At 49.1% G+C, this 13,767-nt stretch carries 10 protein-coding genes and 2 pseudogenes; all 12 read left to right on the top strand.

Going from position 1 to position 13,767, the window contains the following annotated elements; translation table 11 throughout:
- The first annotated feature begins 30 nt into the window (after nucleotides 1-30).
- The 12 genes and pseudogenes from bcd (at nucleotide 31) to meaB (ending at nucleotide 13,757) form a co-directional block, all read left to right on the top strand.
- A complete protein-coding gene (bcd, locus tag ADU22_RS21750) occupies nucleotides 31-1,125 on the top strand; it encodes a branched-chain amino acid dehydrogenase (RefSeq protein ID WP_053364043.1) in 1,095 nt (364 codons plus the stop codon).
- A 96-nt stretch (nucleotides 1,126-1,221) separates the two neighbouring features.
- Nucleotides 1,222-2,313: a butyrate kinase gene (gene buk / locus ADU22_RS21745; protein ID WP_053364042.1), complete on the top strand. Its 1,092-nt coding sequence runs from the start codon at nucleotides 1,222-1,224 to the stop codon at nucleotides 2,311-2,313.
- A gap of 15 nt (nucleotides 2,314-2,328) precedes the next feature.
- Nucleotides 2,329-3,750 (top strand): dihydrolipoyl dehydrogenase, encoded by a 1,422-nt coding sequence (gene lpdA, locus ADU22_RS21740; RefSeq protein WP_053364041.1) that lies wholly within the window; start codon nucleotides 2,329-2,331, stop codon nucleotides 3,748-3,750.
- Between the two features lie 58 nt (nucleotides 3,751-3,808).
- Nucleotides 3,809-4,804, top strand: coding sequence for a thiamine pyrophosphate-dependent dehydrogenase E1 component subunit alpha (locus tag ADU22_RS21735; protein ID WP_053364040.1), 996 nt, complete (start codon nucleotides 3,809-3,811; stop codon nucleotides 4,802-4,804).
- A gap of 12 nt (nucleotides 4,805-4,816) precedes the next feature.
- Nucleotides 4,817-5,800: an alpha-ketoacid dehydrogenase subunit beta gene (locus tag ADU22_RS21730; RefSeq protein ID WP_053364039.1), complete on the top strand. Its 984-nt coding sequence runs from the start codon at nucleotides 4,817-4,819 to the stop codon at nucleotides 5,798-5,800.
- An 18-nt stretch (nucleotides 5,801-5,818) separates the two neighbouring features.
- On the top strand, nucleotides 5,819-7,129 hold the full coding sequence (locus ADU22_RS21725; protein ID WP_053364038.1) for a dihydrolipoamide acetyltransferase family protein: 1,311 nt from the start codon (nucleotides 5,819-5,821) through the stop codon (nucleotides 7,127-7,129).
- Nucleotides 7,130-7,394: 265 nt separating this feature from the next.
- Nucleotides 7,395-7,511 (top strand): annotated as a pseudogene (locus ADU22_RS25660) (transposase); the annotation flags it as partial.
- Nucleotides 7,512-7,618: 107 nt separating this feature from the next.
- Nucleotides 7,619-8,238 (top strand): annotated as a pseudogene (locus ADU22_RS25330) (transposase); the annotation flags it as partial.
- A gap of 13 nt (nucleotides 8,239-8,251) precedes the next feature.
- Complete coding sequence (locus tag ADU22_RS25085; RefSeq protein ID WP_053364037.1) at nucleotides 8,252-8,506, top strand: hypothetical protein; 255 nt, start codon at nucleotides 8,252-8,254, stop codon at nucleotides 8,504-8,506.
- Nucleotides 8,507-8,572: 66 nt separating this feature from the next.
- A complete protein-coding gene (locus ADU22_RS21715) occupies nucleotides 8,573-10,453 on the top strand; it encodes a methylmalonyl-CoA mutase family protein (RefSeq protein ID WP_053364036.1) in 1,881 nt (626 codons plus the stop codon).
- A complete protein-coding gene (scpA, locus tag ADU22_RS21710) occupies nucleotides 10,437-12,632 on the top strand; it encodes a methylmalonyl-CoA mutase (protein ID WP_053364035.1) in 2,196 nt (731 codons plus the stop codon). The genes ADU22_RS21715 and scpA overlap by 17 nt, the downstream gene beginning before the upstream one ends.
- The gene (gene meaB, locus ADU22_RS21705; protein ID WP_053364034.1) at nucleotides 12,633-13,757 is read left to right on the top strand and encodes a methylmalonyl Co-A mutase-associated GTPase MeaB; all 1,125 of its coding nucleotides are present in this window, start codon (nucleotides 12,633-12,635) and stop codon (nucleotides 13,755-13,757) included.
- Nucleotides 13,758-13,767: the final 10 nt, after the last annotated feature.

The following is a 13,767-nucleotide window of genomic DNA, read 5'->3' as shown; positions in this document are numbered from 1 at the left end:
AACAACATAATTTAGGGAGGAAAACACAAAATGGAAATCTTTGCTTACCTTGAAAAATATGACTATGAACAGCTCGTTTTTTGCCAGGATAAACAATCCGGCCTGAAGGCAATTATCGCGATTCATGATACGACACTCGGCCCTGCACTTGGTGGTACAAGGATGTGGACCTACTCCTCGGAAGCAGATGCGATTGAAGATGCACTCCGCCTCGCAAAGGGAATGACTTATAAAAATGCAGCCGCAGGCTTAAACCTTGGCGGAGGCAAAACGGTCATCATTGGCGACCCCCGCAAGGATAAAAATGAAGAAATGTTCAGGGCCTTCGGCCGCTATATCCAGGGATTGAACGGAAGGTACATTACAGCGGAGGATGTTGGTACGACTGTCGCTGACATGGATTTGATTCATGAGGAAACAGATTATGTTACCGGTATCTCCCCAGCTTTTGGATCTTCCGGAAACCCATCTCCGGTGACGGCCTATGGGGTTTACCGCGGGATGAAAGCCGCTGCAAAAGAGGCATTCGGCACCGATTCGCTTGAAGGCAAAGTGATTGCCGTGCAGGGCGTAGGCAATGTTGCTTACACTCTGTGCCGCCATCTCCACGAAGAGGGGGCCCAGTTGATTGTTACAGATATTAATAAAGAAGCGGTTCAAAAGGCAGTTGAAGAATTCGGAGCCAAGGCTGTGGACCCGGACGAGATCTATAGTGTGGACTGCGATATTTATGCTCCATGTGCCCTTGGCGCCGTAATCAACGACGAAACTATTCCGCAATTTAAGGCAAAGGTGATTGCAGGGTCAGCGAATAATCAGCTTAAGGACTCAAAGCATGGCGATACCATCCATGAAATGGGCATAGTTTATGCTCCTGATTATGTCATCAATGCCGGCGKGGTGATCAATGTAGCGGATGAGCTTTACGGATATAATCAGGAGCGGGCTCTGAAGAAGGTGGAAGCTATTTACACCAACATCGAAAAAGTCATTCAAATAGCCAAAAGGGACGGAATCCCAACTTACAAAGCGGCAGACCGTCTGGCTGAGGAACGGATTGAAAGAATGCGTAATTCCCGCAGCCAATTTTTACAGAACGGCCATCATATCTTAAGCCGCAGATAAGGAGCCAGAGCGATGGAAAGGCGCCTGAATGGACCATTCGGCGCCTCCATTTTTCTTGGCTTAAAAAGAGTTTGTTACCAACTGGAGGTATAGAATTTGCAGCATTCGGAATATCGGACTCTTGCTATCAATCCCGGTTCAACATCTACCAAAATTGGCGTGTTTGACAATGAAATCCCCGTTTTGGAAAAGACAATCAGGCACGATGCCGATACCATTGCGTTATTTGAAAATATTATCAATCAATATGAATTCCGCAAAAAAACGATATTGGAAACCCTTGATACAGAAGGCATCAATATTTCCAAATTGGATGCGGTCTGCGGCCGGGGAGGATTGCTTCGTCCGATTGAGGGCGGAACCTATAAAGTGAACAGCCTGATGCTTGAGGATCTCCGTTCCGGTTATTCAGGGCAGCATGCCTCGAATCTTGGGGGCATCCTTGCCTATGAAATTGCCAGCGGCCTGAATATCCCGGCATTTATTGTCGACCCAGTAGTCGTTGACGAGTTGGCTCCAATTGCCCGCATTTCCGGTTTTCCGCTGATTGAGCGCAAGAGCATCTTTCATGCTTTGAATCAAAAGGCGGTTGCGCGCAGGGTTGCTAGAGAACTGGGAAAGAAATATGAGGAATTGAATTTGATCATAACCCATCTAGGAGGCGGAATTACGATAGGTGCCCATAAAGCGGGAAAAGTCGTCGATGTCAATAACGGCCTCCATGGAGATGGCCCTTTCAGCCCGGAGCGCGCCGGAACGGTTCCGGTGGGGGATTTGGTTGCCTTGTGTTATTCCGGCGAATACTATCGTGAGGAAATCATGAAGAAGCTTGTTGGCCAGGGCGGCCTTGTAGGCTACCTGGGAACAAATGATGCGGTCCAGGTAGAGAAAATGATTGAAAAAGGCAATGAAAACGCCAGGCTTGTTTATGCCGCCATGGCTTACCAGGTTGCAAAGGAAATCGGCTCGGCCAGTACGGTTCTCCATGGAAAGGTCGATGCGATTGTTCTTACAGGCGGGCTTGCTTTTGGGAAGGGCTTTGTCGAGGAAATAACGGAACGGGTCAATTGGATTGCCGATGTGCTGGTGCACCCGGGAGAAAACGAACTGCAGGCCCTTGCAGAGGGTGCTCTCCGCGTTTTACGGGGAGAGGAAGAAGCAAAAGACTATCCAAGGCAGGAGCAATGATAGGAGGAAAATAGAATGGCCGAAGAATATGATTTGGTGATATTGGGAGGCGGCACGGGCGGATATGTCGCGGCTATCAGGGCAGCACAGCTGGGACTGAAAACGGCAGTGGTTGAGAAAAGCAGCCTGGGAGGCACCTGTCTGCATAAGGGCTGCATTCCAAGCAAAGCGCTTCTGCGAAGTGCTGAAGTGTTTGCAACGGCAAAGCGGAGCGATGAATTTGGCGTAACAACCGGAGAAGTAAAGATTGACTTTGCCAAAGTACAGGAAAGAAAAAGCAAAATCGTTGACCAGCTTCATAAAGGTGTCCAGCATCTCATGAAGCAAGGGAAAATTGATGTATACGAAGGAACAGGCAGAATCCTCGGACCTTCCATTTTTTCACCAATGCCGGGAACGATTTCTGTTGAAATGAAGGATGGCAGCGAAAATGAAATGCTGATTCCCAAAAATGTCATCATCGCGACTGGTTCCAGACCAAGAACCCTTCCAGGACTTGAGGTGGATGGCCATAAAGTTGTCTCATCCGATGAAGCATTGGAGCTGGAACAGCTTCCAGGCTCCATCCTTATAGTTGGCGGAGGAGTCATTGGCATCGAATGGGCATCGATGATGTCCGATTTCGGTGTCGACGTCACGGTGATTGAATACGCAGACCGGATCATTCCCACCGAAGACCGGGAAATCAGCCGGGAAATGCAGCGATTGATGAAGAAAAAAGGAATTAAAATTGTGACAGGTGCGAAAGTACTGCCGGAGACCTTGGAAACAGGCAGCGAGGTCGTCATTTCAGCCGAGGTAAAAGGAAGCCAAAAAGAGTTCAGGGCAGAAAAGCTGCTCGTTTCTGTCGGGCGCCAGGCAAATGTCGAAGGAATTGGCCTGGAAAATACCGAAATCAGGGTAGAAAAAGGATTTATTGATGTTAACGAGTTTTACCAGACAAAAGAATCACATATCTATGCGATTGGCGACTGCATTGGAGGCTTGCAGCTGGCACATGTGGCTTCACATGAAGGCCTTTGCGCGGTCGAGCATATAGCGGGACAAAACCCTGACCCTATAGATTACAACCTCATCTCCAAATGCATCTACAGTTCACCGGAAGCGGCAAGTGTGGGGCTGACAGAAGATGAGGCCAAAGAAAAGGGCTTCAATGTCAAGACGGGCAAATTCTCTTTCAGGGCGATAGGGAAGGCTCTTGTTTTCGGAGAGTCTGACGGCTTCGTCAAAATCGTAGGTGATAAAGATACAGATGATATCCTTGGTGTACATATGATTGGCCCGCACGTTACTGACATGATTTCGGAAGCAGGGCTGGCCATGGTGCTTGATGCGGCTTCGTGGGAAGTTGCCCGCACCATCCATCCGCACCCAACCTTGTCCGAGGCCATCGGCGAAGCCGCCCTGGCTGTGGACGGCAAAGCAATCCATTCATGATCAGCCTGTCGGAGAGTACTGTGGCAATGACCAAATTTCAATATTGGGAGGTAAAAACATGGCTGAAAATCGCCACCATAAACTTGGCTTAAGTGATGATCAAGTGCTGGAAATGTATGAAACGATGCTTCTCGCGAGGCGGATTGACGAGCGCATGTGGCTGTTGAACCGCGCCGGGAAGATTCCTTTCGTCATTTCCTGCCAGGGGCAGGAAGCGGCTCAGGTGGGGGCGGCATTCGCCCTTGACCGTGAAAAGGACTATGTCCTTCCTTATTACAGGGACATGGGCGTTGTCCTTACCTTCGGGATGACGGCGCGGGATTTGATGCTTTCCGGATTCGCCAAAGCAGAAGACCCTAATTCAGGAGGGCGGCAAATGCCGGGCCACTTTGGGCAAAAGAAGAATCGAATCGTCACCGGTTCCTCGCCGGTTACAACCCAGGTTCCCCATGCTGTTGGCGTGGCTCTGGCGGGCAGAATGGAAGGGAAGGACCTGGTGACCTTTGTTACATTCGGAGAAGGGTCCTCCAACCAGGGAGACTTCCATGAAGGAGCCAATTTCGCAGGCGTGCATAAACTTCCTGTCATTTTCATGTGTGAGAATAACAAGTATGCCATCTCTGTTCCAATTGAGAAACAGCTGGCATGCGAGAAAGTTTCCGACCGGGCAATCGGTTACGGAATGCCGGGAGTAACAGTGGACGGCAATGATCCGCTGGAGGTCTACCAGGCCGTCAAGGAAGCAGCTGATCGGGGAAGAAGGGGAGAGGGACCTTCACTGATCGAGACAGTCTCCTACCGCCTGACTCCGCACTCCTCCGATGATGACGACCGCAGTTATCGTGCGCGTGACGAAGTGGCGGAAGCAAAGAACAATGACCCGATCATCACATTTGCCCTCTATTTAAAAGAAAACGGCATTATGGATGATGAAAAGGAAAAAGCCATTAATGACAAGATTATGGAAATTGTCAACGAAGCGACTGAATATGCCGAAAAAGCTCCATATGCTGACCCGGAGCAGGCATTAAAATATGTCTATGCAGAAGAGTAAGGGGGAAGGATTATGCCGGTAATTTCTTATATTGATGCTGTGACAATGGCACTCAGGGAAGAAATGGAACGCGATTCCAAGGTTTTCGTTCTCGGTGAGGATGTTGGAAAAAAGGGCGGGGTGTTTAAAGCAACCCAGGGACTGTATGAACAATTTGGCGAAGAGAGAGTGATTGATACTCCGCTTGCCGAATCGGCCATTGCCGGAGTGGGCATTGGTGCCGCAATGTATGGCATGCGTCCTATTGCCGAAATGCAATTTGCCGATTTCATCATGCCAGCTGTAAACCAAATCATATCGGAAGCGGCGAGGATCCGCTATCGGTCAAATAACGACTGGAGCTGTCCAATTGTCATACGGGCGCCATACKGGGGAGGCATCCATGGAGCCTTGTACCACTCACAGTCCGTTGAAGCCGTATTTGCCAATCAGCCTGGCTTGAAAATCGTCATGCCATCCACCCCTTATGATGTGAAGGGTTTATTGAAGGCAGCCATCCGGGACGAGGACCCGGTGCTGTTTTTTGAACATAAGCGTGCATACCGCTTAATAAAAGGGGAAGTGCCGGATGATGATTATGTCCTTCCGATTGGCAAAGCAGATGTAAAACGAAACGGAGAAGATATCACGGTCATTACATATGGGCTTTGTGTCCATTTTGCCCTGCAGGCTGCGGAACGCCTTGCAAAAGACGGGATATCCGCGCATATCCTGGACCTTAGAACCGTTTATCCTCTTGATAAGGAAGCCATTATTGAAGCGGCTTCCAAGACTGGAAAGGTATTGCTGCTGACGGAGGATAACAAAGAAGGAAGCATTATGAGCGAAGTATCAGCCATTATTGCGGAAAACTGCCTGTTTGAACTGGATGCACCAATCAAGCGCCTTGCAGGTCCGGATGTTCCGGCAATGCCATACGCGCCAACGATGGAAAAATTCTTCATGGTTAATCCGGATAAGGTAGAGCAAGCGATGAGGGAGCTTGCAGAATTTTAAAGAGAGGAGGAGCTACCATTGCCAATCGAACAAATTAAAATGCCCCAGCTCGGCGAGAGCGTTACAGAAGGGACGATCAGCAAGTGGCTGGTGTCCGCAGGGGACAAAGTAAATAAGTACGATCCTCTTGCAGAGGTTATGACGGATAAAGTAAACGCCGAAATTCCTTCTTCCTTTACCGGAACCATCAAGGAATTAATTGCCGCGGAAGGTGACACACTTTCTGTGGGCGAAGTGATTTTGACCATCGAGGCCGAAGGTGCTGGTGAAGCTGAAAAACAAACGGAGGACAGTACAGGGAGCTCTGAAGTTCCGTCATCTGCAACGGGTGGAACACCTGCTGGTACTCCGAAATCCGATACAGGCGGAAATAAAGCAAGATTCTCACCGGCGGTCCTAAAGCTGTCCCAGGAGCACGGAATTGACTTGTCACGTATCAAGGGAACTGGCGCCGGCGGACGGATTACCAGGAAAGATGTTCAAAAAGCAATTGAAAATGGGTTGCCGGAGCCTGGTGAAAAAGTATCTCCAGCTCCAGCAGCGGAAACGAAGGAAGCTGTTTCTGCAAAACAAGCCGGGGCCCAGGCTCCTGCCGCTGCTTCCCAAGCGCCAGTTCCACTGGGTACGGGTGATGTGGAGGTTCCTTTAACAGGCATCCGCAAGGCAATCGCCGCGAATATGCTCCGCAGCAAGCACGAAATCCCACATGCCTGGACAATGGTTGAAGTCGATGCCACAAGCCTTGTTGACTACCGGAATAGCCTGAAGGACCAGTTTAAAGCCAAAGAAGGATTCAATCTCACTTTCTTCGCTTTCTTTGTTAAAGCTGTTGCCCAGGCACTGAAAGAGTTCCCGCAAATCAATTCCATGTGGGCCGGTGAGACCATCGTCCAAAAGAAAGATATCAATATCTCCATTGCGGTCGCTACGGACGACGCGTTATTTGTGCCTGTCATTAAAAATGCTGACGAAAAGACGATTAAAGGCATTGCCCGTGAAATTGCCGAACTGGCAGATAAAGTGAGGGGGGGCAAACTCCGTCCCGATGATATGCAGGGCGGTACATTTACCGTGAACAATACCGGGTCCTTTGGCTCTGTCCAGTCGATGGGCATCATTAATTATCCGCAGGCGGCCATCCTGCAGGTCGAGTCGATCGTCAAGCGCCCAGTCGTCATGAACAATGGCATGATAGCGGTAAGAGACATGGTCAACCTTTGTCTATCCCTTGACCATCGGGTTCTTGATGGGCTTGTCTGCGGCCGTTTCCTTGCCAGGGTTAAAGAAATCCTTGAAAACATCTCCAAAGAGACAACACCAATATACTAAGGAACACCGGAAAAGCATTGCTTGTTCAATGCTCAGGCTGTCGAGAAACCTCGGCAGCCATTTTATTTTGTCTTTCACTTTAATAATTCACCGCGTTATCTTGTTAATTTAGTCGTGGCTTTTTAAAAAGAGTTGTTGATTTGCGCTCCAGGCGCTTCGCTTTCCGCGGGCGTGCCGGCGAGCCTCCTCGGCGCTGAGGCGCCTGCGGGGTCTCTCCTGCCCCGTACTCCCGCAGGAGTCTTCGCGCCTTCCGCTCCAATCAACCGTGCATTATGAAAGAGTCATCCACTCCCAAAGGAAACTGGAAAGAGAAATAAAAATGAACATTGCTTACCGCTGGTTTTTAGGGTTAAAGTTTCATGATTCAGTCTCGCATAATTCTACTATTTCTCGTGATTTCATGGACGTTACCTGGTGTTACAAAGTCATCCCTAATAATGTTGAACTTCATGTCAGTGTTCCTATGGTCAAGATTACAAAACATTTCCTGTTGTTGATTCAGTTCCACAATTAAATCGGTTGGGCCGTCAGGTCGAACGGTTTAGCTTTAAAGTTGAAGCTGTGGCGCAGATTCGGGCTACCTCACCTGTCCTATCTGTAAAGGTCTTTCTGATCGTCATATTTTGGGATAATTGCACATACAAGGTTTCATTCTTCCACTGGGTTTATTCCCTAAATGGAAATTTACATATGACAAAGAACGAAATTTATATATTTGCCCCAAAACCAGGAACTAACTTACAGAACAACAACCCGAGAGGGTTATAGAGGATATAAATCCGATGTAAAAAATATACAAGCTGCCCATTACTTTCCCAATGTTCACGATCAAAGAATAGGGAAAAAGTTATAACTCGACATGTATTGGGAGGAGTTTAAGGGGAAGGTAAGGGTAAATTGCCTATCCAAAATCAGGAAAAAACTTTATAGGTATAGGAAGGAAAAAAATCGAGCGAAGCTTCGTAGATTCAAAAGAGCTGCATGGGCTTCGCTGCCGGTTGCGGAGATTAAAGAATGCAAGTGAACAGGATCTCCTTGCTGCAGCCTGCAAGAATAAAAAAATTGCCACCTACTTAGCTAAGCGAGAAAGATGTGTGGCAGTACCTTAGGGTGCCTACCCTGTTGATTGGAACGGAAGGCGCGAAGACTCCTGCGGGAGTACGGGGCAGGGGAGACCCCGCAGGCGCTTTAGCGCCGAGGAGGCTCCCCGGCACGCCCGCGGAAAGCGAAGCGCCTGGAGTGGAAATCAACAGGCCTATGAGCATAAACAAAAAATTGTCGAGAAAGGTATCCTTTCTCGACAAGCTGAGCATTGCTTGTTCAATGCTTTTCTTTTTTTCAAGGAAGTACTACAATAAAAGAGGAGTAATTATTTGAAATTTTTCGTTATTTTTGCGGAATTGAAGGGAGGGAAAAGCTGTCCATGACAGGGCAGTGGTTCTTATGAAACTTGAAGAAGTCAAGAACATGGCTTTTCCGCGGGCTGCAACGGAAGATTGGAGCACAAAGGCGGAGGAATCCTTAAAGGGCCGAAACATTGAAAGCCTTTCCAAACGTACATATGAGAATATCCAGCTCAAGCCATTATACTCCAGGGAGGACATTGATGTTTCCCGGTTGTCTGGCTATCCGGGCAAATCCGATTTTAGAAGGGGGATTCATGCGTCCGGGTACCAGGGCCACAGCTGGCATGTGGCTAACAGGATAAATTATGCATCATTAGTGGACCTGGAAGAGAAAGCAAAAAAAGCCTTTTCCTCGGGACAGACAGCTTTGGCATTCGAAGCGGATGCAAAGCTGTTTGCGGATGAAGAAAGACTATCCCGCTTGATAGCAGAATACAGCAGTCAGGCACCCTTCACCATTTTCGCGAAGGGGTTCCTGGATGCGTTCATAAAGACTGCGGCAAAAGGCGCTGGCGGTGCAGAAAACATGGTTACCGGGTTCGTCGCTGCAGACCCGGTTGCCGAAGCAGCCGGTGCGGGCGGATTTCCAAAGGAGGAAAAGGATGTTTTTAAGGAGTGGGAGCAGACACTGAGAATTGCCGACACCTCTTTTCCGGAAGTGAAGACCATTCTTGTCAATACGACCCCTTACCATAACGCCGGTGCAAATGCTGTGCAGGAACTCGGAATCGCATTGGCCACCGGGGTGTTTTATATCCAAACACTTCTCGATAATGGCTGGGACCTTGAAAAGGCATTAGGCAAACTGGTTTTCCATTTTTCAATTGGCGGAAACTTTTTTATGGAAATTGCCAAATTGAGAGCAGCCCGAATGTTATGGAACAAGGTGGCAGAGGCTTATGGCGCAGGTGGGGAGTCCGGGAAAATGACCATTTCTGCTGAGACATCCTTATTTACAAAGACAGTTTTCGATCCTTATGTCAACCTGCTTCGTGCCGGAAATGAAGCTTTTGCAGCCGTGCTCGGCGGAGTTCAGTATTTAAGTGTATCGCCGCTTGACATTGCCTCTGGCCATTCAACGGCCTTTTCGGAGCGGATTGCCCGCAATACCCAGCTTATTCTAAAAGCCGAAGCCCATCTTGAAAGGGTAGCAGATCCTTCGGGAGGATCGTGGTATATTGAATCTGTCACACAGGAACTGGCAGAAAAGGCATGGGATTGTTTCCTGCAGATAGAAGAGCAGGAAGGAGTGCTGGCGGCATTAAAGTCAAACTGGCTTCAGGAGGACATTTCAAAGGTCAGGGCAGAGAGGGACAAGGATGTTTTTTTGCGCAAACAAAGCATCATTGGGACCAACGTGTATGCGAATGCAGCCGAACAGGCGAAAGCGAAACCTGTCGAGGTTGAGGAGTCTAAGACCGCTTTTAAACCCCTGCCTGCCGGGAGGCTGTCCCAGCCTTATGAAGAGCTTCGGTTTAAAGCAGCTGCTATGGAAGAGAAAACCGGATCGAAGCCTGCTGTCGGCCTGATTTGCCTCGGAAATTTAAAGCAGCATAAAGCAAGGATGGATTTTATTATAGGCTTTTTGGCTTCCGGCGGGATTGGCACGCAAAAAAGTCCGGACGTGGAGAAGGCAGAAACAGCATATGATTTCATTGAAACTTCCAATCTAAATCATTTTTGCCTTTGCGGGGACGATCAGCAGTATAGCCAGCTGGCAGTTGAACTGGCAAAGGAAATCAGCGTCCGGTATCCAGATGTTTCGGTAGCCTTGGCAGGATATCCCGGCATGGAGGATAGACAGGCACTTACGCAAGCAGGTATAAAGAATTTCTATCATATGAAGAGCAGCCAATTCGAGAGTCTATCACATCTGTTAAATGAAATGGAGGTGGCAAATCATGGGCAAAAAGCCTGATTTCAAGAAGATTTCCCCATACTCGGCCTCAAAGCAGCCATCCTATGAGGACTGGAGGCGGAAAGCGGAAGCCGAGATTGGAAGGTCCATTGACGATTTATTGTTCGAGACGAACGAGGGTATTAAGCTAAAGGCGCTTTATACGGAAACAGACATTGAAGGTATGGAACATTTGGATGACAAGCCAGGTTTGCCTCCCTTTACACGCGGGCCGTATCCGACCATGTATGTGAACAGGCCCTGGACCGTCAGGCAGTATGCCGGTTTTTCCACAGCGGAGGAAAGCAATGCTTTCTACAGGCGGAATTTGGCGATGGGGCAAAAAGGCTTGTCGGTAGCATTCGATCTGGCTACCCATAGAGGCTACGACTCCGACCATCCCCGTGTTGTCGGCGATGTCGGAAAAGCCGGGGTTGCGATTGATTCGATCCTTGACATGAAAATTCTTTTTGACGGCATTCCGCTTGACCAAATGTCCGTCTCGATGACGATGAACGGAGCTGTCCTGCCTGTCATGGCTTTTTATATCGTAACGGCCGAAGAGCAGGGTGTCAGCCAGGAAAAACTTTCGGGGACCATCCAAAATGATATTTTAAAAGAGTATATGGTTCGCAACACGTATATTTATCCGCCGGAAATGTCCATGAAAATCATTGCTGACATTTTTGAATATACGTCAAAATATATGCCGAAATTCAACTCCATCAGCATTTCGGGCTATCATATGCAGGAAGCTGGGGCTCCCGCTGATATTGAGCTGGCCTATACACTTGCTGACGGACTTGAATATGTCAGGACAGGGCTGAAAGCCGGCATCGATATTGATTCTTTCGCACCAAGGCTGTCGTTCTTCTGGGCAATCGGCATGAACTATTTCATGGAGGTAGCGAAAATGAGGGCGGCCCGGCAAATTTGGGCGAAAATGATGAAGTCCTTTGAACCTAAAAATGAAAAATCAATGGCTTTAAGAACCCACTCCCAAACATCAGGGTGGAGCCTGACGGAACAGGATCCGTACAATAACGTAATCCGCACCCTAATAGAAGCACATGCAGCCGCAATGGGGCATACCCAGTCGCTCCATACCAATGCCCTTGATGAAGCAATTGCCCTGCCGACCGATTTTTCGGCCCGAATTGCCCGCAACACCCAGCTTTACCTCCAGGAAGAATCAGGAATCACGAATGTCATCGATCCATGGGGCGGAAGCTTCTATGTGGAAGCCTTGACTAAAGAGCTGGCCGACCGCGCCTGGAAACATATTGAGGAAATTGAAAGCCTTGGAGGAATGGCGAAAGCGATTGAAACGGGCCTCCCTAAAATGAAGATTGAAGAGGCGGCCGCACGCCGGCAGGCCCAAATCGACTCGGGCAAGGAGACCATCATTGGCGTCAATCGGTTTCGCATGGATCAGGAGGACCCTCTTGAAATTTTGGATATCGATAATACAGCGGTGCGCCAGAAGCAAATCGAAAGGCTTCAGCACCTGAAATCTTCCCGTGACCAGGAAAAAGTATCTGAGGCATTGTCGGCACTTGCCTTAGCGGCGGAAACGGGTGAGGGCAACCTTCTGGAATTTGCTGTCCAGGCTGCAAGGGTAAGAGCCACACTTGGGGAAATCTCTGATGCCGTCGAGAAAGCTGCGGGACGGCATAAGGCAGTGATCCGCTCAATAAGCGGAATTTACAGTTCGGCTTACTCCAATGAGGAGGAAATGGCAGCGGTTAAGGAAATGACGGATGACTTCCTCGAACAGGAGGGAAGACGGCCAAGGATTTTAATAGCGAAGATGGGACAAGATGGACATGATCGCGGCGCGAAGGTAATTTCAACGGCTTTTGCCGATCTTGGTTTCGATGTCGACATCGGCCCTTTGTTCCAAACCCCGGGAGAAACGGCCATGCAGGCTGTCGAAAATGATGTGCACGTCATTGGCATCAGTTCTCTTGCAGCCGGCCATAAAACGCTGCTGCCTCAGCTTGTGGGAGAACTGAAAAAGCTTGACCGCGAAGACATAGTCGTCGTCGTTGGCGGAGTCATTCCTGCACAGGATTATCAATATTTGCTCGATCAGGGGGCAAGTGCCATTTTTGGACCGGGTACCGTGATTCCGGCGGCGGCCCAAAAGGTCCTTCAAACCGTGTATGAACGGTTGGGATACGAGGAAGTGTCAAGGTAGATGGAAAACGAAAAGAAACCGGAATGGTATGATCCCGAGTCTCCCGGGCAGTTTCAAAGTGTAGTCCGAAAAGGCATTTCTCCTCCTGAAAAGGGTGTAGATTCCCGCTCGGTCAAACGGAGCAGGTTTGTTAAAAAATCCGGGCTGGATATCGACGCTGAAGAACTTGCCGGGCAAATCCTGGATGGAAGCCGAACTGCACTTGCGCGCGGAATTACCCTGGTGGAAAGCAATGCGGAACATCATTTCCAAAAAGCCCAGCAGCTGCTTGAAAAGCTTTTGCCTAAAACCGGTAATGCCATCAGGATAGGCATCACGGGAGTTCCGGGAGCCGGAAAGAGCACATTCATTGAAGCTTTTGGAACATACCTTTGCAATCTTGGCCACAAGGTGGCCGTCCTGGCTGTCGATCCAACCTCCAGCCTGACGGGAGGAAGCATACTCGGGGATAAAACAAGAATGGAAACGCTCGCCAGGAATCCCCAGGCATTCATCCGCCCATCTCCTTCGGGTGGGAAATTGGGAGGAGTCCATAGAAAAACGAGGGAAACGATGCTTCTTTGTGAAAGTGCCGGGTTTGATGTCATTCTCGTGGAGACAGTAGGGGTCGGCCAGAGTGAAGTCATTGTCAGGGACATGGTGGATTTTTTCATGCTGCTTGTGCTGACGGGAGCCGGCGATGAGCTTCAGGGAATGAAAAAAGGGATCATGGAGCTGGCAGATGCCGTCATCATCAACAAAGCGGATGGAGACAATGTCACAAATGCAGATAAGACAAGGCACGAATATGGCCGGATTTTGCATTTTCTTCAGCCCGCTACAAAAGGATGGGAAACCAAGGCTCTTACTTGCTCCGCGCTTTACGGAAGAGGAATTTCCGACATATGGGGGCTTATCTCGGAATTTGAACATAGTACAAAGCAGTCGGGAGTATTTGAAGTTCGAAGGCGGCTGCAGACAAAGGAATGGATCCATTCCATGATCATGGATCAGCTTCATTTCAGCTTTTTTCATCATCCGGACGTTAAAACGCTCCTTCCCAGAGCCGAGAACGAAGTGATTTCAGGCAGCAGGCCTGTGGCTGCTGCAGTGGAAGAGCTGTTTAAGGCCTATCATGGCCGCTAAGGCAAAAAAA

It is taken from the genome of Bacillus sp. FJAT-27251 (assembly GCF_001273925.1).
Taxonomy (GTDB): Bacteria; Bacillota; Bacilli; order Bacillales; family Cytobacillaceae; genus Mesobacillus_B.
This window is presented reverse-complemented; position numbering and strand designations above follow the sequence as displayed.